This window comes from Kribbella sp. WER1 (assembly GCF_054189145.1).
This window is the reverse complement of sequence record NZ_CM135186.1, coordinates 3,947,867-3,970,530: the sequence shown is the minus strand read 5'-3', so window position 1 is coordinate 3,970,530 and position 22,664 is coordinate 3,947,867. Positions and strand designations below refer to the sequence as shown.

At 68.4% G+C, this 22,664-nt stretch carries 21 protein-coding genes; 7 read left to right on the top strand and 14 right to left on the bottom strand.

The annotated features are described in order from the left end of the window. Positions 1–220 precede the first annotated feature (220 nt). The 10 genes from ACXJJ3_RS19085 to ACXJJ3_RS19040 form a co-directional block, all read right to left on the bottom strand. Positions 221–1,849: a solute symporter family protein gene (locus ACXJJ3_RS19085; protein ID WP_458171914.1), complete on the bottom strand. Its 1,629-nt coding sequence runs from the start codon at positions 1,847–1,849 to the stop codon at positions 221–223. Positions 1,850–1,860: 11 nt separating this feature from the next. Further along, complete coding sequence (locus tag ACXJJ3_RS19080) at positions 1,861–2,196, bottom strand: DUF485 domain-containing protein (RefSeq protein WP_458171544.1); 336 nt, start codon at positions 2,194–2,196, stop codon at positions 1,861–1,863. A 174-nt stretch (positions 2,197–2,370) separates the two neighbouring features. Continuing rightward, positions 2,371–3,912: a sodium/solute symporter gene (locus ACXJJ3_RS19075; protein WP_458171543.1), complete on the bottom strand. Its 1,542-nt coding sequence runs from the start codon at positions 3,910–3,912 to the stop codon at positions 2,371–2,373. Then, complete coding sequence (locus ACXJJ3_RS19070; protein ID WP_458171542.1) at positions 3,913–4,293, bottom strand: hypothetical protein; 381 nt, start codon at positions 4,291–4,293, stop codon at positions 3,913–3,915. Continuing rightward, positions 4,290–5,024, bottom strand: coding sequence for a LytR/AlgR family response regulator transcription factor (locus tag ACXJJ3_RS19065; protein WP_458171541.1), 735 nt, complete (start codon positions 5,022–5,024; stop codon positions 4,290–4,292). The genes ACXJJ3_RS19070 and ACXJJ3_RS19065 overlap by 4 nt, the downstream gene beginning before the upstream one ends. Positions 5,025–5,041: 17 nt before the next feature. Continuing rightward, positions 5,042–5,233 carry a hypothetical protein gene (locus ACXJJ3_RS19060; protein WP_458171540.1) on the bottom strand — a complete coding sequence of 64 codons (192 nt, stop codon included), beginning with the start codon at positions 5,231–5,233 and terminating at the stop codon, positions 5,042–5,044. 68 nt (positions 5,234–5,301) lie between these two features. Beyond that, the gene (gene fdhA / locus ACXJJ3_RS19055; RefSeq protein WP_458171913.1) at positions 5,302–6,498 is read right to left on the bottom strand and encodes a formaldehyde dehydrogenase, glutathione-independent; all 1,197 of its coding nucleotides are present in this window, start codon (positions 6,496–6,498) and stop codon (positions 5,302–5,304) included. 198 nt (positions 6,499–6,696) lie between these two features. Continuing rightward, a complete protein-coding gene (locus ACXJJ3_RS19050) occupies positions 6,697–7,827 on the bottom strand; it encodes a sensor histidine kinase (RefSeq protein WP_458171539.1) in 1,131 nt (376 codons plus the stop codon). Positions 7,828–7,844: 17 nt separating this feature from the next. After that, a complete protein-coding gene (locus ACXJJ3_RS19045; RefSeq protein WP_458171538.1) occupies positions 7,845–8,582 on the bottom strand; it encodes a metallophosphoesterase family protein in 738 nt (245 codons plus the stop codon). A 56-nt stretch (positions 8,583–8,638) separates the two neighbouring features. Beyond that, positions 8,639–9,799, bottom strand: coding sequence for a hypothetical protein (locus ACXJJ3_RS19040; protein ID WP_458171536.1), 1,161 nt, complete (start codon positions 9,797–9,799; stop codon positions 8,639–8,641). Between the two features lie 171 nt (positions 9,800–9,970). Here ACXJJ3_RS19040 and ACXJJ3_RS19035 point away from each other — a divergent pair, with 171 nt between their 5' ends. Beyond that, entirely contained in the window at positions 9,971–11,380 is a 1,410-nt protein-coding gene (locus ACXJJ3_RS19035) for a serine/threonine-protein kinase (protein ID WP_458171535.1), read from the top strand. Here ACXJJ3_RS19035 and ACXJJ3_RS19030 read toward each other — a convergent pair. Continuing rightward, positions 11,377–12,306 (bottom strand): hypothetical protein, encoded by a 930-nt coding sequence (locus tag ACXJJ3_RS19030; RefSeq protein ID WP_458171534.1) that lies wholly within the window; start codon positions 12,304–12,306, stop codon positions 11,377–11,379. The two genes, ACXJJ3_RS19035 and ACXJJ3_RS19030, sit on opposite strands and share 4 nt — an antisense overlap. Before the next feature lie 116 nt (positions 12,307–12,422). On the opposite strand from ACXJJ3_RS19030, the gene ACXJJ3_RS19025 reads away from it, so the two are divergent. The 4 genes from ACXJJ3_RS19025 to ACXJJ3_RS19010 are packed head-to-tail and all read left to right on the top strand — an operon-like array spanning position 12,423 to position 16,594. Continuing rightward, the gene (locus ACXJJ3_RS19025) at positions 12,423–13,757 is read left to right on the top strand and encodes a M20/M25/M40 family metallo-hydrolase (protein ID WP_458171533.1); all 1,335 of its coding nucleotides are present in this window, start codon (positions 12,423–12,425) and stop codon (positions 13,755–13,757) included. Between the two features lie 43 nt (positions 13,758–13,800). Beyond that, complete coding sequence (locus ACXJJ3_RS19020) at positions 13,801–14,925, top strand: NAD(P) transhydrogenase subunit alpha (protein WP_458171532.1); 1,125 nt, start codon at positions 13,801–13,803, stop codon at positions 14,923–14,925. Further along, a complete protein-coding gene (locus ACXJJ3_RS19015) occupies positions 14,922–15,227 on the top strand; it encodes an NAD(P) transhydrogenase subunit alpha part 2 (protein WP_344188631.1) in 306 nt (101 codons plus the stop codon). The genes ACXJJ3_RS19020 and ACXJJ3_RS19015 overlap by 4 nt, the downstream gene beginning before the upstream one ends. Beyond that, on the top strand, positions 15,224–16,594 hold the full coding sequence (locus ACXJJ3_RS19010; RefSeq protein ID WP_458171530.1) for an NAD(P)(+) transhydrogenase (Re/Si-specific) subunit beta: 1,371 nt from the start codon (positions 15,224–15,226) through the stop codon (positions 16,592–16,594). Before ACXJJ3_RS19015 ends, ACXJJ3_RS19010 begins: the two co-directional genes overlap by 4 nt. Before the next feature lie 444 nt (positions 16,595–17,038). Here the strand turns inward: ACXJJ3_RS19010 and ACXJJ3_RS19005 are convergent, their stop codons facing one another. Then, entirely contained in the window at positions 17,039–18,025 is a 987-nt protein-coding gene (locus ACXJJ3_RS19005; RefSeq protein ID WP_458171529.1) for a helix-turn-helix transcriptional regulator, read from the bottom strand. A 5-nt stretch (positions 18,026–18,030) separates the two neighbouring features. Then, a complete protein-coding gene (locus ACXJJ3_RS19000) occupies positions 18,031–19,014 on the bottom strand; it encodes a helix-turn-helix transcriptional regulator (RefSeq protein ID WP_458171528.1) in 984 nt (327 codons plus the stop codon). A gap of 264 nt (positions 19,015–19,278) precedes the next feature. Here ACXJJ3_RS19000 and purF point away from each other — a divergent pair, with 264 nt between their 5' ends. After that, positions 19,279–20,841, top strand: coding sequence for an amidophosphoribosyltransferase (purF, locus tag ACXJJ3_RS18995; RefSeq protein ID WP_458171527.1), 1,563 nt, complete (start codon positions 19,279–19,281; stop codon positions 20,839–20,841). A gap of 40 nt (positions 20,842–20,881) precedes the next feature. After that, positions 20,882–21,955, top strand: coding sequence for a phosphoribosylformylglycinamidine cyclo-ligase (purM, locus tag ACXJJ3_RS18990; protein ID WP_458171526.1), 1,074 nt, complete (start codon positions 20,882–20,884; stop codon positions 21,953–21,955). Positions 21,956–22,289: 334 nt separating this feature from the next. Here the strand turns inward: purM and ACXJJ3_RS18985 are convergent, their stop codons facing one another. Further along, positions 22,290–22,475, bottom strand: a complete 186-nt coding sequence (locus tag ACXJJ3_RS18985; protein WP_131293116.1) for a DUF3073 domain-containing protein — start codon at positions 22,473–22,475, stop codon at positions 22,290–22,292. Between the last annotated feature and the right edge of the window lie 189 nt (positions 22,476–22,664).

Below are 22,664 nucleotides of genomic sequence, written 5' to 3'. Positions count from 1 at the left end.
ACTCAACCGACGCCCGGCCACTCTAATCTTCTTTTCTATGTTCTTTCTTTCGTGGCCTTGGAAACCTTAGGGTCAGTGCCGAAGGTGACCACCACTCTATATCTCTTCTCTTGTATCTTCTTTTGTTCTTCTCCCATCTCCATTTCTCTTCTTACCATCTTTTGTTTGGGGCTGTCAGGCAGGTTCGCGTCGACTCAGCAGAGCCTGCCTGACAGGTCTTCTAGTGCGACACCGCCTTTTCGGCGCCGGCGCCGGTGAGAGAGCGGACCTCCATCTCGGCGAACTTGTCGACGTCGACCGGCTCCTTGCTGGTGATCGTGCCGAGCCAGCCGAGCAGGAAGGCCAGCGGGATCGAGATGATGCCCGGGTTGTCCAGCGGGAACCAATGGAAGTCGATCCCGGTGTCGGTGATCATCGACAGGCTGGCGCCGGTCTTCTTGTCGACCTTGCCGGAGACGACCGGGCTGAACACGATCAGGATGATCGTCGAGGCCAGGCCGCCGTAGATGCTCCAGAGCGCGCCGCGGGTGTTGAACCGGCGCCAGAACAGCGAGTACAGGATCGTCGGCAGGTTCGCGCTGGCGGCGACCGCGAACGCGAGCGCCACCAGGAACGCGATGTTCTGCCCGTTCGCGAAGATGCCGCCGATGATCGCGACGATGCCGATCACGACCGCGGTCAGCCGCGCCACCCGGACCTCGCCGTCGCCGCTGATCTGGCCCTTCTTGATGATCTGGCCGTAGATGTCGTGCGCGAACGACGTACTCGCGGTGATCGTCAGCCCGGCCACCACCGCGAGGATGGTGGCGAACGCGACCGCGGAGATGATCCCGAGCAGCACCTCGCCGCCGAGTTCGTAGGCGAGCAGCGGGGCGGCGGAGTTCGCCTTGCCGGGGGCCGCCTTGATACGATCCGGCCCGACGATCGCGGCCGCGCCGTACCCGAGGACCAGCGTGAACAGGTAGAAGATGCCGATGATCCAGATCGCCCAGCTGACGCTGCGCCGCGCCTCCTTCGAGTCCGGCACCGTGTAGAACCGCATCAGCACGTGCGGCAGGCCGGCGGTGCCGAGGACCAGGGCGAGCGCGAGCGAGATGAAGTCCAGCTTGGTGACGCCGGTGAGGCCGTACTGCAGGCCCGGGTTCAGCAGCTTCTCGCCGGCCGCCGGGCTCTTGTCGACCGCGGCGCCGAGCAGGCCGGACAGGTTGAAGGTGTACTTCGCCAGCACCCAGAGCGTCATGATCCCGGCGCCGATGACCAGCAGTACGGCCTTGACGATCTGCACCCAGGTGGTGCCCTTCATGCCGCCGACCAGCACGTACACGATCATCAGCAGGCCGACCACGGCGATCACGATGCTCTGACCGGTCTTGCTGCTGACGCCGAGCAGGAGGGCTACAAGACCCCCGGCGCCTGCCATCTGCGCCAGCAGGTAGAAGAAGCAGACGCCGAGGGTCGAGATCGCGGCCGCCATCCGGACCGGCCGCTGCTTGAGACGGAACGACAGTACGTCGGCCATCGTGAACCGGCCGGTGTTCCGCAGCAGTTCGGCGACCAGCAGCAGCGCGACCAGCCACGCCACCAGGAAGCCGATCGAGTACAGGAAGCCGTCGTACCCGTTCAGCGCGATCGCGCCGGCGATGCCGAGGAACGACGCGGCGGACAGGTAGTCGCCGGAGATCGCGATGCCGTTCTGCGGGCCGGTGAAGTTCCGGCCGCCGGCGTAGAAGTCGGCCGCGGTCTTGTTGTTCCGGGAGGCCCGGAAGACGATCGCCAGCGTGGCCAGCACGAACAGCCCGAAGATCAGGATGTTGACGGTCGGGTTGCCTACGGTTGCCAACGGCAACATCAGGGGGGCGGTCACTGCGGGTCTCCCTCGAGCTGGTGGCGGAGCTTCTCGGCGTCGGGGTCGATCCGGCGGTCTGCCCAGCGGACGTAGATCATCGTGATCGCGAACGTCGACACGAACTGGCCGAGGCCGAGCAGTAGCGCGACGGTGATGTTGCCGCCGATCTTGTGCGACATGAAGCCGTGCGCGTAGTCGGCGAGCAGGACGTAGACGAAGTACCAGACCAGGAACAGTCCGGTCATCGGGAACACGAAACGCCGGAACCGGCGACGCAGCTCGGAGAAGTCCGGTGACACCTGGACATCCCGGTACGTCGTGAGTTCCGGTTCGCGAGTGGATTCACTCATGCGGGACCTCCAACGGGGATCACGCCGGGCGGTAGGGAGCCGGCTGCCCCGTACTGTGTCGTGGGTCACTGCCGTCCCGACAGCACCGGCGCGCACCGGTCGCTCAGCGGAGCACACCAGTCGTTCGGTGGATCACTGAACTGCGGTGAACGGTAGGAATCCCGCGACGAACGGTCAGCGCGCCGACGGCAGCCCGCGGTCGACGTCGACGGCCTCCGGGGTGTGCAGGCGGACCATGCTGCGGGCGGTGCCGGCCGGGATCTTGTTCGGCGTGAGCTTCGAGACCACGACCACGGTGAGGAACGCGAGCGGCATCGTCCACGCGGCCGGCTGTCCGACGAGCGCGCGCGGCCATCCGCCCTGCGGGCCGCCGGACACGTTCACCAGTGCGGCGGCGCTGGCCGCGATCCCGCCGACGACCAGCCCCGCCGCGGCGCCGGTCGTCGACATCCGCCGCCACCAGATCCCGAGGACGAGCAACGGGCAGAACGTCGACGACGCGAGCGCGAACGCCAGTCCGACGGTGTCCGCGAGACTCAACGCGCCGGTGACGGTGAACGCGAGGTACGGCACGATCATCGCGATCAGCGCCGCGATCCGGAAGCTGTTCACCGCGACGTAGTCCCCGCTGGTCCACCGGTGCAGGCGGCTCCGCAACAGGTCCTGGTCGATCACCCCGGCGATCGCGACGGTCAGCCCGGACGACGTCGACAGGAACGCCGCGAACGCACCCGCCGCGACCAGTGCACCGAGCAGATCCCCTGCTGTACCAGGGAAAACCCGGCCGGGCAGCTCGAGTACGACGGTGTCGCCGCCGGTGCTCACCAGGTCCGGCGCGAACGTCCGGCCGAGGACGGCGTACATCGGCGGGAACAGGTAGAACAGGCCGAGCAACGCCAGTACGACCACCGTCGTACGCCGGGCCGCGCGGCCGTCGGGGTTGGTGTAGAAGCGGACCAGGACGTGCGGGAGGCCCATCGTCCCGAAACAAAGGGCCAAGAGCAACGAGTACGTCGCGTACAGCGGGTGGTCGCGGCCACCCGCGCGGGACAGCGGCTCGGCCCACGTGGCGGCGGCTCCGTGCAGCGAGTCGAGGACGTCGGTCGGCTGATGCCAGAGCAGCAGGATGACGAAGATGGGTGCGGCCAACGCCGTCAGCTTGAGCCAGTACTGGAACGCCTGGACGAACGTGATCGAGCGCATCCCGCCGGCGGCGACGTTGATCACGACGATGACCGTGACGACCGCGGCCCCGACCTGCGGCGGCGCGCCGGTCACCGTTTGGACGGCCAGGCCGGCGCCTTGCAGCTGGGGGAGGAGGTAGAGCGTCCCGATACCGACCACGAGCCCGGCACAGATTCGTCGTACGGCGGCGGACTCGAAGCGGGTCTCGGCGAAGTCGGGCAACGTGTACGCGCCGGAGCGGCGGAGCGGGGCGGCGACCAGGACGAGCAGCATCAGGTAGCCGACGGTGTAGCCGACCGAGAACCACAGCATGTCGGCGCCGTTCACCAGTACGAGTCCTGCTACGCCCAGGAAGGACGCGGCGGACAGGTACTCGCCGCTGATTGCGGATGCGTTCCAACGCGGCGAGACGGCCCGGCTGGCGACGTAGAAGTCGCTGGTGGTCCGGGAGATGCGGAGACCGAACAGGCCGATTCCGATCGTGGCCACGACCACCAGGCTGATCGCGGTCACGCTGAGCGCCGGGGACACCTACTGCCGCCCTACGAACTCTGTGAACTCCGCCTCGATCCGTTCTGCGTTACGGACGTAGATGCGTGCCGCGATGTACACCACGGGGTACACGAGGATGCCCAAGATCACCCAGGGCAGTGGCAGGCCCAGGACGGACAGTGTGCGCGTTGGAGGGACCAGCCAGAACAGCAATGGGATGCTGCCCAGCACGAGCAGGACGCTGCCGATGACAGCCAGCGTCAGCCGGAGCTGGGACTGGACCAACGACTGCATGTAGACCTGGCCGAGCCGTGTCTGCTCGTCGATCTCCCTGGTGCCCGTAGGAGTCAGCGGACGCCGGGCTGCGCTCGCTCTAGGGCTCGTGACGCGGACCCGGCGCGGTCCGTCAGGCGTACTCATCGGGAGCGGACCAGGAGGTCACGGAGCTCGCGGGTATGCCGTCGGCTCACCGGGAGCCAGTCGTCGCCGACCCGGACCGCGCAGCGCCCGCCGTCCACCCGCATCTCGTCCACGTGCTGCAGAGCGACCAGGGTGCTCCGGTGGATCCGCGTGAAGCCCGCGTCCCGCCAGCGCTCCTCCAGTGTGCTCAGCGGGATGCGTACGAGGTGGGAGTTCTGGCCGGTGTGTAGACGCGCGTAGTCGCCCTGGGCCTCGACGTACCGGACTGTGGAGCGCTGGACGAACCGGGTGATGCCGGCCAGCTCGACCGGGATCACCTCGTCGTCGGTCTCGTCCGGAGTCTGCAGGGCGGCCGGTGCGCCCTGGGTGACCACTCGGCGGACCGCTTCTGCCAGCCGTTCCTGGCGGACCGGCTTCATCACGTAGTCGGTGGCCTCCAGGTCGAACGCCGCGACCGCATGCTCGTCGTACGCCGTCACGAACACGATCTGTGGCCGGCTGGCGAACTTGGAGAGCACCCGCGCCAGGTCGATCCCGTCCAGCCCGGGCATCTTGATGTCGCAGAACACCACGTCCAGATCGGTCGCCTGCAGGATCTTCAACGCATCCGGCCCGTTCGCGGCCGTCCGGATCTCTCCGATCCGCGGGTCCTGCCCCAGCAGGTACACCAGCTCGGCCAGCGCAGGCTCCTCGTCGTCCGCAACCAGCACGCGCAGGGGAGTCTCGGCCATGCTGCGAACACTAGCTCCTACGACAGCATGTGAGGCAGATGATCGGGCGGGTGCTCCCAACGCAGCCGGTGTGCGCCGAAGCCGGCCGCATGGACACCGTCGTGCCCGCGCGGGCGCCGGCAGAAGTAGTACGGCGAGTACAGGTCCTTGCAGGAGTCGTCGTAGCTCGTGTACGCGAACTCGAGGTCCAGCCGGCCGTCACTGGCCATACAGCCTCATCCCAGCAGGACTCGGCCCGGCGGGAGCGGGACCTCGCCGCTCCCGCCGGGCGGTCCGGCTACTTGATCAGTCCGTGCGGGTCCAGCACGTACTTGCGCGCCGCGCCGTGGTCGAACTCGGCGTACCCCTGAGGCGCCTGGTCCAGCGAGATGACCGTCGCGTTCACGTTCTTCGCGATCTGCGTCCGGTCGTGCAGGATCGCCTGCATGAGCTGACGGTTGTACCGCATCACCGGACACTGCCCGGTCGTGAACGCCAGCGACTTCGCCCAGCCGAGGCCGAGCCGGATCGACAGCGAACCGGTCTTCGCCGCCTCGTCCCCGGCGCCCGGGTCACCGGTGACGTACAGCCCCGGGATGCCGACCGCACCACCGGCCCGGGTGACGTCCATGACCGTGTTCAGCACCGTCGCCGGCCGCTCGGCCTTCGCGTCGCTGCCGTGGCCGTGCGCCTCGAACCCGACCGCGTCGATCGCGCAGTCCACCTCGGGCATCCCGAGAAGCTGCTCGATCTGATCCTTCGGGTCGCCCCGCGACACGTCGATCGCCTCGCACCCGAAGCTGCGCGCCTGGTCGAGCCGTTCCTTCTGCAGGTCGGCCACCATCACGACCGCGGCACCGAGCAGGAACGACGCCGTCGCCGCGGCCAGTCCGACCGGACCGGCGCCCGCGACGTACACGGTCGACCCCGTGGTCACGCCGGCCGTGACGGCGCCGTGGTACCCGGTCGGGAAGATGTCCGCGAGCATCGCCAGGTCGCGGATCTTCTCCAGCGCCTGCGCCTTGTCGGGGAACCGCAACAGGTTCCAGTCGGCGTACGGCACCAGCGCGTACTCCGCCTGACCGCCGACCCAGCCGCCCATGTCGACGTACCCGTACGCCGACCCCGGCCGGTCCGGGTTCACGTTCAGGCAGACGCCGGTCTTGCCCTCCTTGCAGTTCACGCACCGCCCGCAGGCGATGTTGAACGGCACCGAGACCAGGTCGCCGACCTTGATGAACTCGACGTCGCGGCCGACCTCGACCACCTCGCCGGTGATCTCGTGACCGAGCGCGAGCCCGGACGGCGCCGTGGTGCGGCCGCGGACCATGTGCTGGTCGCTGCCGCAGATGTTGGTCGCGACCACCTTCAGGATCGCGCCGTGCGGGATCTGCCGGCCGACGTTCGCCGGGTTGACACCCGGCCCGTCCTTGAGTTCCAGGGTCGGGTAGTCGATGGTCTCGACCGCCACGGAGCCTGGTCCCTTGTAGATCACTGCCCTGTTTCCTGGCACGGGTCGTGCTCCTCTCCAGGGTTTCCCCACCGCGCACGGTGGAGACGTGCGCTGTCGCAGGCCGAGATCGCCGCTGGGAGAGAAGGCGATCCGGTCGTCGCCTGCCCCGGTCGATGTCATCTCCGGGATGCTGCCGACGCTAGTCCGCACACTCGGAACCGTCAACGAAACAAGGGTTTCCTACGGCGTGGCGTGCACACCCGAGGAGTACTTCGGGATTCTGAACGTCACCTTGGTGCCGGCGTCCACGGCCGTCTCCACGATCAGCCCGTACGGGTCGCCGTACACCTGGCGGAGCCGGGCGTCGACGTTGCCGAGGCCGACCGAGTCGCCGCTGGCGACGCCGGACAGGGCCGCGCGGATCACCTCCGGGTCGCTGCCGGCGCCGTCGTCCTCGACGCTGATCTCGGCCTCGTTGATCCGGTCCCGGGCACGGATCGTGATGTTCCCGACCCCCGTCGTACCTTCGAGCCCGTGTCGTACGGCGTTCTCCACCAGCGGCTGCACCACCAGGAACGGGATAACTACCGGCAGTACCTCAGGAGCGATCTGCAACGAAACCTTCAGCCGCTCACCGAACCGGGCCTGCTCCAGCACCAGGTACCGCTCGACGTTGCGCAGCTCGTCCGCCAGCGTCGTGAACTCGCCTCCACGCCGCAGGGCGTACCTGGAGAAGTCAGCGAACTCCAGCAGCAGCTCCCGCGCCCGCTCAGGGTCCGTGCGGACAAAGGACGCAATAGCCGCCAGGGCGTTGTAAATGAAGTGCGGGCTGATCTGAGCACGTAAAGCCCGCAGCTCAGCCTCCATGGCGCGCGTACGCTCCTTGTTAAGTTCAGCCAGCTCCACCTGCCCCGAAACCCAGCGGGCGACCTCGTCCGTCGCTCTGACGAGCGCGGCCGACGTGCTGTTGCTGTAAGCGACCAGCACCGCGACAACCCGCTCTTCGGTGACGATCGGCGCAACCACCGCCGTACGGATCGGACACTGCGGATCACCGCACGCCACGTCGTGTGCACCCAGTACGGCGGTCCGCCCGGAGCGCAGGGTCGGCGCGGACAGGTCCTTCGCGTCCCGCCGGTGGTTGCTCTCGTACGGGCCGCCGATACCGTCCCACGCCAGTACGCCGGACGCGTCGCAGATCGCGATGGCCGCCGTACCCAGGAGGTCCCGGAGGTGGCGGCTGGCCTTGCCGGCCGCGGCAGGCGTCAGGCCTTCGCGCAGGTGCGGGCTGGCCAACGAGGCGGTGTGCAGGGTCGCGTACGTCGCCTTGTCGGCCGGGGTCCCGAAATGCTTCCGCCGGCGGGTGAACACCCCCTGACGGTAGCCGCTCAGCCCTCCGCGCGCGGCCTGAACGCCTCCAGCGCCTCCGTGTCGGAGTACGTGTGCAGCAGATACTCCTCGACCCATTGGCTACGCCCCGGGTACGTCGACTCGCCGACGATCCGCTCGGCCGCTTTCGTCGCGTCGATCGGCGTGTAGCGCAGTTGTACGCCGTTTTCGGACAGGAGCGCCCAGGTGGGACCAGGTGCGCCGTACGGCATCCCAACGCTGCCCGCGTTCACCACCTGCCGACGGTCGACCTGTCGTGCGTAAGGCATATGTGTGTGCCCGCAAACGACAGTCCTGACCTCCTCCGGCAGTCCAGAGAACACCTGCGCCCACCGGGAGATCGGGCTGTCCACAAGAACCATCTCTACGTCGTCCCGAGGCGTGGCGTGACAGAACAGCACGTCCCCGATCGTCACCGTGAGCGGTAGCGCCCCCAGCAGCTCCACCTGATCCGCCCGCAGCTGCTCGGCGGCCCACGGAGACACGGCGTCCGGCGGTTCCTCGTCGTACGTCCCGCGGACCATTTCCACCAGCTCGCGGTCCGCATTGCCCCGTACCCAGACGACCCGATCGCCCAGGCCCGTCAGCACGTCCAACGTCTCCACAGGCATCGGCCCGCTGGCTATGTCTCCCGCCAGCACCACAGCATCAGCCGCCTGCACCTCAGGCTCGGCCAACACAGCCTCCAGCGCCGGCAGCACGCCATGGACATCCGCAAGCACAGCAATCCGCTCCATGCCGCCAGTCTGCTGCCCAACGTCCCTACAACAATGCCTGATTCGCTCAGGGCAGATCAGGCGCCGATCTGCAGCTCACCCTTCGCAGGTGTCGTGGCGAGCTCACAGGCGCCGCTTGCGATCGTGCAGCGGACAATGGCAGCCGGCGTACCTTCGCCGTTGTCGGCCAGCAGCAGTAGGTGCTGGTCGTCCTCCGGGACCGTCTGCCGGAACACCCCGGTCCACTCGTGGATCAGGCCGCCGCCCTTGGCATCCAGTGCGGCCGCGATGCCCTGGCCGTAGCCGTCCTCGTACTTCGGGCCGGCGATGACCGTCGAGGCGTCCGGGGTGAAGCCTGCAATGATGTAGTCGCAGGTGCGCCAGAGCCGTTTCCCGGTCGGAATGGCGAGCAGGCTGCTGCAGCTGTTCTGATTCGCCAGAGTGGTGAGCGAGCCCGCGGTGCCGATGCTCGAGACGGCTGTCGCCGACGGGACCGCCTTGATCGGGGTGGCTTTCGAGTCGCCGGGCGTCCACGCGTAGAGGTTCGTGGTCCCGTCCTGCGTGGTCGACGCGTCGAAGTACACTGTGCCGTTGGCGTAGCCGCGCAGCATCGTGTTCCAGACGCCCGGGACCTCGACCTTCTGGACGTTCTGGGTCTTGGCGTCCTCGGCGTACACGATCGCGCCGGCGGTCTGTTCGCCCGTGGACTTCAGCTTGCTGCCCAGGTACGCCGCGGCGGTGCCGTCGTCGGTGGTGACGATCTGGGTGACATCGGGCGTGTGCCGGACGATCTTGCCGTTGTCGTCGAAGGTCAGGAGCTCGTTGCCGAAACCCTTGCTGACCACTGCGAGTGACGTGATGCCGAGCCGGGCGACCTGCTGGATGTCCATCGTGCCGGGGATCGTGACGTCGTTGCCGGCGCCGCCGCGGATCGTGCGGCCGCTCAGGTACGCGACCTGCGGCGCGCGGCCCTGGGCGAGCTTCTTCAGGTCGATCTTGGTCGTCGGACCGCTCGTGGGCGTGCTGGTCGACGGCGTTGGGGTCGCGGCCGGTTTCGGCGTACCGCTGGTGGTCGCTCTCGGGGTGCTTGCCGCCGACGGGGACGTCGACAGCGGGACGGCCGCCGAGGCGTCGGCCGGCTGTGGGCCCTGGCGGTAGGCGAGCGCTCCGCCGCCCGCCACGGCGGCTACGGCGACAGCAGCGACGAGGGCGGCCAGTCCGCCGTTCGGCACGCGCATCGGCGATCTCCTTGCACAGTCATGGTCTGGTCACGGTCGGTAGCGGACCGTGCGGCGGACCACGGTCGGAGCGGGAGCCAGGCCCCCGCCGTCGGGGACTGTGACGCCCGGAAATGCCGCTTTGTTCACTCCCGCGAACGGGTCGCAGGTCAGATCGAGCATAATTGCGCCATGGACCAGCCTGACCGGATCGGCCGGTACTCCCTGGTCCGCCGGGTGGGTGCCGGAGGTTTCGCGACCGTCTGGCTGGCCCGGGACGACCAGCTCGACGCCGAGGTCGCGGTCAAGATCCTGTCCGAGAACTGGGTCGAGGACGAGGACGTCCGCCGGCGGTTCCTGGCCGAGGGCCGATTCCTCCGCAAGGTCGACTCGCTGTACGTCGTCGGCGTGCACGACATCGGCGAGGCCGACGACGGCCGCCCGTTCATGGTGCTGACCTACGCCGACGGCGGCACGCTCGCTGACCGGATCAAGGCCGGGCCGCTCGAGTTCGGCGAGGCGGTCCGGGTCATCACCCAGGTCGGCCGCGGCCTCAAGCACCTGCACGCCCGCGGCGTCCTGCACCGGGACGTGAAGCCGGCCAACGTGCTGTTCCGCTCCGACCCGAACGGTGACCGCGCGATGCTGTCCGACCTCGGGCTGGGCAAGTCGCTCGCCGAGGTCTCCCGGATCACGCTGCCCGGCGGCACCCCGGCGTACGTCGCGCCCGAACAGGTGATGGGCGAACGCCTCGACCATCGCGCCGACCTGTACTCGCTGGGCGCCGTCGCGTACGCCGCGTTCACCGGCCGGGCGCCGCACGGGGTCGCCACGCTCGGCGCGGTGATGCAGATCGAGAAGCCGCCGCCCTCGATGACCACGCTGCGCGCGGACGTCCCGGACGCGATCGACGTCGTCGTACGCCGGGCGCTCGAGCCGGACCGGGACCAGCGCTGGCCGGATCTGGACAGCTTCCTCGACGCGCTGCGTGAGGCACACACCACGGGCAAGGTCCCGGCGCGGCTGGTGCCGGCAGCCGAGATGCCCGCGCCGACCGGGACCACCGCTCCGGTCGACCAGGCGACCGCGTTGTCCAACGCCAACGAGCGGACGGTCGCGGCGAAGCCGAGGCGCCGACGGGCCGGGGTGATCACCGCGCTGGCCGCGGTGGTGCTCGCAGCGGGCGGCGGGTACGGCGGGTACGAGTACGTGCTGACCCGGCCGGTGAAGGTGGCCGATCCCCCCTTCTCCGTCGAGGTTCCGCGGGACTGGGGTCAGAAGGCGGTCGACGACCAGACCTCGCTGCTGGTCAGCTCGGACACCCGAGCCTGGCAGTCGAACGCGAGCGTCGAGGGCGTGTATGTCGGCCTGGTGCAGGCGAGCACGCTGCCGCGCACGGTCACGCCTCCGGACGGCTGTACTGTGAGCGGTCAGGACGTGCAGGGCGCCAAGGCGACGTTCCAGCTCACCTGCGGCCGTGGACCGGCGGTGGTGGAGCAGTACCGCCAGGAGAACGGCGTACAGGTGCACATCCAGGTCCGGGCCGCCGACGCGTCGACCCGGACCGACGTACTGAACTCGGTGCGCTACACGGCTCCCTAGGGGACCAGCGCGGTCAGCGACGAGATCGACGCCTTGTGCAGGCGCGGGATCACGTTCAGCGTCGCGGGATCCGACGCGTACAGGTGCGACCCGGACTCGTACACCAGGTACGCCGTCCCGTTGTACTCCGTGATTCCCTCGGTCATGCTCGGCGCCCGGAAACAGCTCAGCGCCGCCGCATCGAGGTCCTTCTGGCCGCGCTTCACCACGTAGATGTTGCTGCGATTGCCCCGCCCGTACGACGTGCTGTAGATGAAGTGGTTCGCCGTCACCGTGAGGCCTTGCGTCTTCGTCGGGATCTCCCACGCGCCGGCGACCGTGGTCAGCGTGCCGTCGTCGGCGATCTTGTACTCGTACATCGTCCCGCGCCCGGTGTCGTTGAACGTCCCGGCGAACAACGAGTCCCCGTAACTCCCGATGAACGACGAGCCGGCCACGTCCCGGGCGGTGCCGACCTGCCCGAGGTACGGCGTACCGGCGGCCTTCAACGCGTCCCGCAGATCCGTCAGCCGGTACTTCCGGATGCTGCTGCCCTGCCCGGACACGAACGCCCAGCCCTTGCTGACGGTGATCCCACCGACATGCGACTCGGCAATCGCAACCACCCCGACCGTGGACCCGGTCGCCGGATCGATCCCGTAGATCTCCGAGTCGGCACCGGCACGGTACGCCGCTACCAGCAGCAGGTTCTTCCCGGAACCGTCCCAGTTGTACCAAGTACCGGCGCCTTGCGGGGTGTAGGTACTCAGGTTGGGGATGCTCGCGCTGTTACTGAACCGAGCGTCGTACTTCTTCGAGGCGGACGGGCCGTCGTAGAACGTCGATCCGCCGGTGGTGGCGGTGTCGCAGCTGATGGCGGCGCTCGCCGGCAGCGCCGGGGTGAGGGCGGCGGCCGTGACGACGAGGGCGATCGCAAGTCTGGTCATGAGATCCTCTTCGGTTGGGCGGAAACCTTCGAGAATTTCAGAGTAAGACGGCAAATATTGACGTGGCTAGGTGAACTGGGCGTCGGCTTCGCGAACGGACGCCGTACGGTTGTCGCATGACCGATCTGTCCGCGGCGATCGACCGCGTTCTGCCCAGTGTCCGTGCCGACCTCGAGGACCTCATCCGGATCCCGTCGGTCAGTTACGAACCGGCCCGTGCGGCCGACGTCCAGCGGTCCGCCGAGGCGACCGCGGCGTTGTTCGAGGCCGAGGGGTTCACGGTCAAGATCGTCCGTGCGGGCGACGGTGCGCCGGCGGTGATCGCGAAGAAGCCGGCCCCGGCCGGGAAGCCGACCGTCCTGCTGTACGCGCACCACGACGTGCAGCCGACCGGCGACGTCGGGCAGTGGACGTCGGACCCGTTCGAGCCGACCGAGCGGGACGACCGGCTGTACGGGCGGGGCGCCGCCGACGACAAGGCCGGGATCGCCGCGCACCTGGCCGCCGTACGGGCCTTCGGCAACGATCTGCCGGTGGGCGTGACGGTGTTCGTCGAGGGCGAGGAGGAGATCGGCTCGCCGACCCTGCTGCAGCTGCTCGACGAGTACGCCGACGAACTCGCCGCGGACGCGATCGTGATCGCCGACTCCGGCAACTGGGAGGTCGGCCACCCGGCGCTGACGGTCTCGCTGCGCGGCCTGGTCGAGTCGTACGTCGAGGTTCGAACGCTTGATCACGCCGTCCACTCCGGGCTCTTCGGCGGCCCGATCCCGGACGCGCTGTCGGCGCTGTGCCGGCTGCTCGCGACGTTGCACGACGACAAGGGCGACGTCGCGGTCGACGGCCTGCACGCGTCCCGCGCCGCGGACGTCGTGTACCCGGAGGACCGGCTGCGGGCCGAGTCGTCGGTCCTGGACTCCGTCCGGCTGACCGGCTCGGGTTCACTCGTCGACCGGCTGTGGACGAGGCCGGCGGTCGCCGTGGTCGGCATCGACGCGCCGTCCGTGGCCGAGGCCAGCAACACGTTGGTACCGGTCGCGCGGGCCAAGGTCAGCCTGCGCGTGGCCCCCGGTGACGACGCCGTGAAGGCCAGCGCCGCCTTGCGTGACCACCTGGAGAACAACGCGCCCTGGGGCGCGCAGGTCACCGTGACCGAGGGCCAGACCGGCCAGCCGTGCAGCGTGAACGCCCGCGGCGCCGGCTACGAAGCCGCCCGTTCGGCCTTCCAGGAAGCGTGGGGTGTGGAGCCCATCGACATGGGGATGGGCGGCTCGATCCCGTTCATCGCCGAGTTCCAGCAGGCCTTCCCGGCGGCGACGATCCTGGTCACCGGCGTCGAGGATCCGGACACCCGCGCACACGGCATCGACGAGGGCCTGCACCTCGCCGAGTTCCGCAAGGTCTGCCTCGCGGAAGCCCTGTTGCTGCAGAACCTCGCAAACCAGGCGTGACCAGGCTTTCCGGCGACCCACAGTTTGGCATAGGTTTCGGCGAGTGAAGATCGCAGTCGTACGGGAGACCAGGCCGGCCGAGCGCCGGGTCGCACTGGTGCCGGAACATGTCGCGAAACTGATCGAGCTCGGCTACGAGGTCGCGGTCGAGCCGGCCGCCGGTGAACGCGCGCTGTTCTCCGACGACCAGTACCGGGAGGCAGGCGCCGAGGTTGCCTGGGGCGCCGATCACGCCGCCACCGTGGTGGCGTCGGTGCAACCGCTGGAACGCGAACGCCTGCAGCGGCTGCACGCCGGTACGGCGCTGATGTCGTTCCTGCCGACGAACCCGCCGGACGTGGTCCGTACCGCAACGCGGGCCAAGCTGACGGCGTTCGCGATGGAGCTGATCCCGCGGATCTCCCGGGCCCAGTCGATGGACGCGCTGTCGTCGCAGGCGCTCGTCGCCGGGTACCGGGCCGCGATCGTCGCCGCCGAGCGGCTGCCGCGGTTCTTCCCGCTGAACATGACCGCGGCCGGCACCGTCCCGCCGGCCCAGGTCGTCGTCCTCGGCGCCGGGGTCGCCGGCCTGCAGGCGATCGCCACCGCGAAGCGCCTCGGCGCGGTCGTCAAGGCGTACGACGTCCGCACCGCCGCCGCCGAGGAGATCGCGTCGATGGGCGCCGTCCCGATCGAGCTCGAACTCGGAACGCTCGACGGAGCAGGCGGATACGCCCGCGAGATGACCCCGGAACGCGCGCAACTCCAGCGCGAACTCCTCACACCGTACGTCGCCGCCGCGGACGCGCTGATCACCACCGCCGCCGTCCCGGGCCGGACCGCGCCGATGCTGGTGTCGCGGTCGATGGTCGAACAGATGAAGCCCGGATCGGTCGTCGTCGACCTCGCCTCCGAGCAGGGCGGCAACGTCGAGGGCTCGGTCGCCGGGACCGAACTGACGATCGGCGACGCGCTCGTCTGGGGCGGCGCGAACGTCCCGTCGCAGATGGCCGGCCCGGCGTCCCGGCTGTACGGCCAGAACATCGCGAACCTGATCCGGTTGATGACGCGGAACGCCGCGTTCGACCCGGACTTCGAGGACGAGATCGTCCGCGGCTGCTGCGTGACCCACGACGGCAGCGTGCTGCACGAGCCGACCCGTGCCCTGCTGGAAGGACCCCAGGCATGAGTGAATCGATTGCGCTGCTGACGATCTTCGTCCTCGCGGCCTTCGTCGGCGTGGAGGTGATCAGCAAGGTCTCCTCGACGCTGCACACCCCGTTGATGTCCGGGGCGAACGCCATCCACGGCGTCATCCTGGTCGGCGCCATCATCGTCACCGGCGCCACCGACTCGGTGATCGTGATGATCGTCGGGCTGCTGGCCGTCGTACTGGCGACGGTGAACATGGTCGGCGGCTTCGTGGTCACCGACCGGATGCTCGAGATGTTCAAAGGTCCGGGGGCTCGCAAGAAGGAGCTGCACAAGTGATCCCCACCTGGGCCCAGATCGGCTATCTGGTCTCCGCGGTCTGCTTCATCGTCGCGCTGAAGGCGCTGTCGTCGCCACGCAGCGCCCGGACCGGCAACCTGATCGGCGCCGCCGGTGCCGTGCTCGCGGTGCTGATCACGTTCGCGGCGTACAAACCGAACCACCTGGCGCCGATCCTGATCGCGTTGATCATCGGCACGATCGGCGGTGTGATCGGCTCCCGGCGCGTGCAGATGACACAGATGCCGCAGCTCGTTGCCTTGTTCAACGGTGTCGGCGGCGGGGCGGCCGCGCTGGTCGCGTTGCTCGAACTCGGTGAAGTGACGGCGGACGCGACCGTCGCGGCGATCGCCACCGCCTTCACGATCCTGGTCGGGGCGATCAGCTTCGCCGGCTCGGTGGTGACGTTCGCGAAGCTGCAGGAGCTGATGACCACCCGGCCGGTCACGTTCCCCGGTCTTCCGGTGCTGTTCGTCGCGTCGCTGCTGGGCGGGGTCGCGCTCGGCGTGTGGCTGGTGTCGGACCCGCGCGTGTGGGTCGGCGTACTGCTCTGCCTCGTCGGCCTCGCGATCGGCGTGATGCTGGTGCTGCCGGTCGGCGGTGCCGACGTACCGATCGTCATCTCACTGCTGAACGCCTTCACCGGTCTGACCGTCGCGGCCGGCGGGTACGTGCTCGGCAACACGCTGCTCCTGGTCGCCGGCACGCTGGTCGGCGCCGCCGGTACGTTGCTGACCAAGCTGATGGCCGACGCGATGGGGCGGTCCGTCTTCAACATCCTGTTCGGCGCCGTCCGCGGCGGCTCCACCCTCGGCGCCGGTACGGCGTCCGACCGGCCGGTGATCTCGGGCGGACCGGAAGACGTCGCGATCCTGCTCGGGTACGCGAACAAGGTCATCATCGTGCCCGGGTACGGCCTCGCCGTCGCACAGGCCCAGCACACCCTCCGCGATCTCGTCGAGGAACTCCAGGGCCGCGGCGTCAAGGTCGACTACGCCATCCACCCCGTGGCCGGCCGGATGCCCGGCCACATGAACGTCCTGCTCGCCGAGGCCCAGGTCCCGTACGACCAACTCAAGGAAATGGACGACATCAACGGCGACTTCAAGTCCACGGACGTGGTCCTGGTCGTCGGCGCCAACGACGTCGTCAACCCCGCCGCCCGCAACACCCCCTCGGCCCCCATCTACGGCATGCCGATCCTGAACGCCGACGAGGCCCAACGAGTCATCTTCCTCAAACGCTCCATGCGCCCCGGCTTCGCCGGCATCGAAAACGAGCTGTTGTACGACCCCAAAACCACCCTCCTCTTCGGCGACGCCCGAGACTCCCTCACCAAACTCCTGGCAGCCCTCAAAACGGTCTAGGCGCCGGCCCGCTGACCGGTCCGAGCCGCTGTGCGGAAACTATTCGTCACCTGGCGCCAGAAAGTTTCCGCATAACGGCTCGGCTGCCCGCCTCGGACAGAATGTGTACGCCGCGACCGGGCAGCCGACCCCCGCCCGGCGACCCAGTGTCCCCCAGCAAGAAGGCGACGTACTCCCCGGCGGACTTGTTCGACTGCTCGACCGCGCGGCGCTCGCTCCCGGTGCACGGGTACGCGTCCTGCCCTCGCCCACGGCACACCTGGCCGCCCCCGGCCAACGACCTCCCCCGGCCAGCGTCGCTCGTTGCCCCACCCCACACCCTCTGTTTGACTCTCCTACCGAGAGGCGAACGGGCGGCGCACCCATTCCTCTCACCCTTCCCCCGATCAAGGAGAACGCTTTGTCCTGCCCTGTGAAGACCCTTTCCCAAGCCTGGGACTGGGGCTAATCCACCCACCCCCGCTGCGCCGCCCGAACCCCCAACTCAAACCGCCCCGAAGCCCCCACCTGCTCACTCAGCTTCGCTGCAATCCGCCGCACAGTCCGCAACGAAACCCCCAACTTCCGCGCGACCTGCTCATCGGTACCCCCACGCACCAGCAGCCGAAGAAACTCCCGCTCCTGAGCCCCAATCCCCCCATTCCGAGCCCACTGCTCCTCCGCAAACGGCTCGAACGCCCGGTCCCAGTAGCTCCGATGGAGCTCCGTTGCCAACCGCACGACAGCACGGCTGTGGTGCACCACCGCGCCGACTGTGGTGTCATCAGGATCGATCCCAACCACCACGGACTCGTTGTCGAAGATGATCATTCGGAACGGAACCGACGGCGCGATGCGAACCTTGCCGCCAAGGCTCACGATGAATTCCAGAATCTCGCGTGACCCCGGTCGTTTACGTGTTGCTTCCGGGATGAGATAGCGCAACTCCACTCCGCGTTCGAGATGCGGGCGATCAGGGAAGGTCTCCGGATCCCAATTGCCGATGCTTGCGTCTTGCAGGAATGCCCACATCGATGTCCTCGGCTCGAAGCGCTGCATTCTCTGGTTGGCGAGTTCGAGACCTTCAAGGATCTCGACATCGTGGGCAGTTCGCTGAGTCAGGAAGTTCGCAAGGCCTGCCGTGAATCTGTCCGCAGCGAGTTTGTCTGACCGCAGTTCTTCACTCAGCGCGTCAATTTGCCGCTGCCGACTGTCGGCAAGACCGCCGAATGCGAGTGCTGGATCGAGCGGGTACTCCACGCCCTCGAACCAACTGGGTACCACGAACCCCATCGCACGTAGCTGCTGCATGTCCCGGGCCGTCTGGTCCGTCGTACGGCCGACCTCCGCGGCGAGTTCATCGAGCCGCGTCGCCCTGCCGAGGTCCGGCCGCTGCAGTAAGACCCGGTAGACCGCGAGCAGATCCTCCGTCAGGCCCGACGAGTCGAACAACGGCGTCAGACCCAGCCGCGCTTCGCCGCCGCGACCCCGAGCTCGAACCGGCTGGCGGCGTCGAGCCGCTCGGAGAGGTTCGCGGTGATACGACGCGCGGTACGAAGCGAGATCCCGAGAAGCCGCGCCACCTGCTCGTCCTTCGCCCCACCGGCCAGCAGCCGCAGTACTTCGGACTCGTGAGGCGTCAGCGGCGTCTCGTCGTCGCGGTCGTCGGCGTCGAACATCTCCGTTGCGCGGGACCAGTACGAGTCGAAGAGCGCGAGGGCAACCGACACGACAGCGGGGGTCCGGTGGATCACTGCGCCGGCGGTGGGGTTGTCCGGGTCCATCGGCATGACGGCGATCTCCTGATCGAAGATCAGCAAGCGCATAGGCAGTGTCGGCGTCATCCGGACCTCGCCGCCGAGCTTGTGCATCGTCGCGGCGTACTCCAGCGCCTGCTTCGACGCGGTCATGCTCTGGAGGTACACGGTTCGCATCTTGAGCCCACGCCCCAGGTGCTCGAAGTCGGGCGACCGCTCCGACTTCGGGACCGAGTCGTCGAAGTGAGCGGGCACCAGCCCCCAGAACGTGTCCTTGGCCTTCAGTGCGAGTTCCTCGATCCGACGCGATGCGTTCGCGCGACCCTTGAGTACCTCGACGTCCCCGCTGCTCCGCGACGTCAGCAGTTCGTTGTACTGCTCTGCGATGACTTCTGCGGAGGCCTCGGCTTCTCTCAACTCGCCGAGCGCCTTGTTCAGCTCGGTACGTCGCCGTTCGGCAAGGCCCGTGAGCCCAACGCGGGGATGTACCGCGTGTTCGCCATCCGGGTTGGTCCACGTCGGCACCAACAGTTCGAGCCGCCGGAGCTTGTCCATGAACTCATGGACTTCGCTCGTCGAGCGATCTACTAGCGCCGCTATCTGCTCGGGCGTACTGTCTGGATGGCTGAGCAGGGCGTGGTAGACCGCAAAAGTGGCTTCGTCCACCCCCAGCGGCTCGAGCACGATCCCTCTCCTTCAGAACTTGTCGGAACCGACCATATACAGACAGCGTCGACAAAGAGGACCCAACGGCAGGTTCCGGATTATTTCGAAAGGCCGAAACGTGATCAAGAAGTTGCTGAGTGTAGCCGCATCTGCGCTGCTTCTTGCGGCCGCCTCGGCGGCTCCGGCATCGGCTGTCAGCCCATCTGAGCCCGCCTGCGGGCCGCTCCAGACCTGTTGGTAGTCGCTGGTCGTTGCTCCCGGGGCGTCCCGTAGACTGCTCGTGTGGCTCGTGGCGATGGTCGGCTTACTCATGAACTCGACCCGCAGGATCTGGGTCCGCAGGACGCTTGTGGCGTCTTTGGGGTCTGGGCGCCGGGTGAAGAGGTTGCCAAACTGACGTACTTCGGGCTCTATGCCTTGCAGCATCGGGGGCAGGAGTCGGCGGGGATTGCGGTCAGTAACGGGAATCAGATTCTCGTTTACAAGGACATGGGGCTGGTCAGCCAGGCCTTCGACGAGGCGACGTTGGCGTCTCTGAAGGGGCATATCGCGATCGGTCACTGCCGGTACTCGACGACCGGGTCCAGTGTCTGGGCGAACGCGCAGCCGACGTTCCGGAGTACGGCGACGGGGTCGATCGCGCTCGGGCACAACGGGAACCTGACGAACACCAGCGAACTGGCGGCCAGTCTCGCCGGTGAGGGTGATCTGGATCTCGGTCTGGACGCCGAGGTGGACCATGCGAAGGCGAACGCCAAGCACAACGCCTCGAGCGACACCGACATCCTGACGTCGATGCTGGCCGGGTACCCGGATCTGACGATCGAGCAGGCCGCGGCGCGGATCCTGCCGAAGGTCAAGGGTGCGTTCAGCCTGATCTTCATGGACGAGAACACGCTGTACGCCGCCCGCGACCCGCAGGGCATCCGCCCGCTGGTGCTGGGCCGGCTGGAGCGCGGCTGGGTGATCGCCAGCGAGACCGCCGCCTTGGACATCGTCGGCGCGAGCTTCATCCGTGAGGTGGAGCCGGGGGAGATCGTCGCGATCGACGCCGAGGGGCTGCGGTCGACGAAGTTCGCGGAGCCGGATCCGAAGGGTTGCCTGTTCGAGTTCGTGTACCTGGCCCGCCCGGACACCCAGATCTCCGGGCAGCGGATCTACTCGACCCGGGTCGAGATCGGCCGCAAGCTCGCCCAGGAGCACCCGGCGGACGCCGACCTGGTGATCGCGACGCCCGAGTCCGGTACGCCGGGCGCGATCGGGTACGCCGAAGAGTCCGGTATCCCGTACGGCTCCGGCCTGGTCAAGAACGCGTACGTCGGCCGGACGTTCATCCAGCCGAGCCAGACGATCCGCCAGCTCGGGATCCGGCTGAAGCTGAACCCGCTGCGTGAGGTGATCGAGGGCAAGCGGCTGGTGGTCGTCGACGACACGATCGTCCGCGGCAACACCCAGCGGGCCGTGATCCGGATGCTGCGGGAGGCCGGCGCGAAGGAGATCCATGTCCGGATCACCGCGCCGCCGGTGAAGTGGCCGTGTTTCTACGGGATCGACTTCGCCAGCCGCGCCGAGCTGATCGCGAACGGGCTGAACACCGAGGAGATCTGCCGCTCGCTGGGCGCCGACTCGCTCGGGTACATCAGCCTGGACGGCCTGGTCGAGGCGACCACGGTCCCGATGGACCGGCTCTGCCGCGCCTGCTTCGACGGGGTGTACCCGGTCGCGCTGCCGGATCCGGAGCGGCTCGGCAAGCACCTGCTGGAGGACCCGCTGCGGACCGACGCCGACGGACTCGCGACGGTGGCCGGTGGAGCCGGCGCCGCCGACGCCCTCAGCCGCCCGTAGTACGTACGGGACCCAGAGCCGCGACAGGAAGAGAAGAACAGTGACTGAAGGGGCGAGCTACGCCGCCGCCGGGGTCGACATCGAGGCCGGGGACCGGGCCGTCGAGCTGATGAAGGAGTGGGTGGCGAAGGCGACCCGGCCGGAGGTGGTCGGCGGGCTCGGCGGGTTCGCCGGGCTGTTCGACGCGACCGCGCTGACGTCGTACCGGCGGCCGCTGCTGGCGACGTCGACGGACGGGATCGGGACCAAGGTCGCGATCGCGCAGAAGCTGGACAAGCACGACACAATCGGGTTCGACCTGGTCGGGATGGTCGTCGACGACCTGGTCGTGTGCGGCGCGGAGCCGCTGTTCATGACCGACTACATCTGCACCGGCAAGGTGGTCCCGGAGACGATCGCGCAGATCGTGAAGGGGATCGCGGAGGCGTGTGTCGAGGCCGGTACGGCGCTGGTCGGCGGGGAGACCGCGGAGCACCCGGGCCTGCTGGAGGCCGACGAGTACGACGTGGCCGGCGCCGCGACCGGAGTCGTCGAGGCGGACGAGGTCCTCGGAGCGGAGCGCGTACGCCAGGGAGACGTCGTACTGGCGATGGCGTCGTCGGGGCTGCACTCGAACGGGTACAGCCTGGTCCGGCACGTGTTCTTCGACCGCGCCAAGTGGACGCTCGACCGCACAGTGCCCGAGCTGGGAACGTCGCTCGGCGAGGTGCTGCTGACGCCGACCCGCGTGTACGCGAAGCACTGCCTGGAGCTGATCCAGGAGCTGAACGACGCCGACGCCAAGCCTCTGCACGCGATGTCGCACATCACCGGTGGCGGGTTCGCGGCGAACCTGGCGCGGGTGATCCCGGCCGAACTGTCGGTCCGGATCGACCGGTCGACGTGGACGCCGGATCCGATCTTCGGGCTCGTCGGACTGCTCGGCGACGTACCGCTGCCGGAGCTCGAGAAGACGCTGAACATGGGCGCCGGCATGGTCGCCGTGCTGGACCCGTCGTCGGCCGATGCCGCGATCCAGGCGTTGGCGGCCCGCGACATTCCCGCCTGGGTGTGCGGCGAAGTCACCGCGACCGCGGGCGGCACCGTGACCTTGGAAGGCACGTACGCCAAGTAAGTGCACCGCGCCACCTGCGGGCGGGTCCGTTCGAGCAGTCCGACGCCTCGGGCTGCCCGAACCGGTGGTCCGCCACAGGTGGTTCTGGTGTGTGGAACGCGTCGGGCGCACGGTGAACTGCTCAGCCACCCCGCGAGGGGCGCCTGAGCAGCTCAGCCGGGCTAATCCTGCGAGGCCGCCCAGGGGCTCTGCGCCTACTGCGCGGCACTCGGCGGGCACCTCGCCGAACTGGAGCGGAGGGAACGATGAAACCACATCGACCCCTCCGCTCCAGTTCGCCGAGGCACTCCGCCGAGCACCTGCTCGCTACGGCGCAGAGCCCCTGGACGCCCTCTTACCGACGGGGGTGGTAGTCGTCGGCGTCGTCTCCGTCGCCGTCGTTGTCACCGTTCGCAGAACGGTCGCCACCCTGGTCACCGGACAGCTCACGCTTGAGCTGGTCCAAGTCGGTGTCCCAGGTGCGGTACTTCAGGTCGCGTGCGACCTTCGTCTGCTTGGCCTTTGCACGGCCGCGCCCCATAGCGTCGACCCCCTCGCACAAGTCAACCGGGTACGCTGCGTGGCGCCCACGGATCAGTCGTCAGTAATCGTGGTTCAAGGATACCCGGAGCGGCGGATCGACACACGCACCGCCCCCTCGTCGGGCCCCTCAGAGGTCCGATCACAGCATCGGCGAGGTGGGCCGATCCCCTCAAACCGGCCCACCTCG

Coding starts and splice junctions, on each gene's coding strand:
- ACXJJ3_RS19025 (WP_458171533.1), top strand. CDS start 12,423: ATGACCGATCTGTCCGCGGCGATCGACCGCGTTCTGCCCAGTGTCCGT.
- ACXJJ3_RS18985 (WP_131293116.1), bottom strand. CDS start 22,475: ATGGGGCGCGGCCGTGCAAAGGCCAAGCAGACGAAGGTCGCACGCGAC.
- ACXJJ3_RS19030 (WP_458171534.1), bottom strand. CDS start 12,306: ATGACCAGACTTGCGATCGCCCTCGTCGTCACGGCCGCCGCCCTCACC.
- ACXJJ3_RS19065 (WP_458171541.1), bottom strand. CDS start 5,024: ATGGCCGAGACTCCCCTGCGCGTGCTGGTTGCGGACGACGAGGAGCCT.
- ACXJJ3_RS19060 (WP_458171540.1), bottom strand. CDS start 5,233: ATGGCCAGTGACGGCCGGCTGGACCTCGAGTTCGCGTACACGAGCTAC.
- ACXJJ3_RS19085 (WP_458171914.1), bottom strand. CDS start 1,849: ATGTTGCCGTTGGCAACCGTAGGCAACCCGACCGTCAACATCCTGATC.
- ACXJJ3_RS19045 (WP_458171538.1), bottom strand. CDS start 8,582: ATGGAGCGGATTGCTGTGCTTGCGGATGTCCATGGCGTGCTGCCGGCG.
- ACXJJ3_RS19035 (WP_458171535.1), top strand. CDS start 9,971: ATGGACCAGCCTGACCGGATCGGCCGGTACTCCCTGGTCCGCCGGGTG.
- ACXJJ3_RS19070 (WP_458171542.1), bottom strand. CDS start 4,293: ATGAGTACGCCTGACGGACCGCGCCGGGTCCGCGTCACGAGCCCTAGA.
- ACXJJ3_RS19080 (WP_458171544.1), bottom strand. CDS start 2,196: ATGAGTGAATCCACTCGCGAACCGGAACTCACGACGTACCGGGATGTC.
- ACXJJ3_RS19040 (WP_458171536.1), bottom strand. CDS start 9,799: ATGCGCGTGCCGAACGGCGGACTGGCCGCCCTCGTCGCTGCTGTCGCC.
- ACXJJ3_RS19015 (WP_344188631.1), top strand. CDS start 14,922: ATGAGTGAATCGATTGCGCTGCTGACGATCTTCGTCCTCGCGGCCTTC.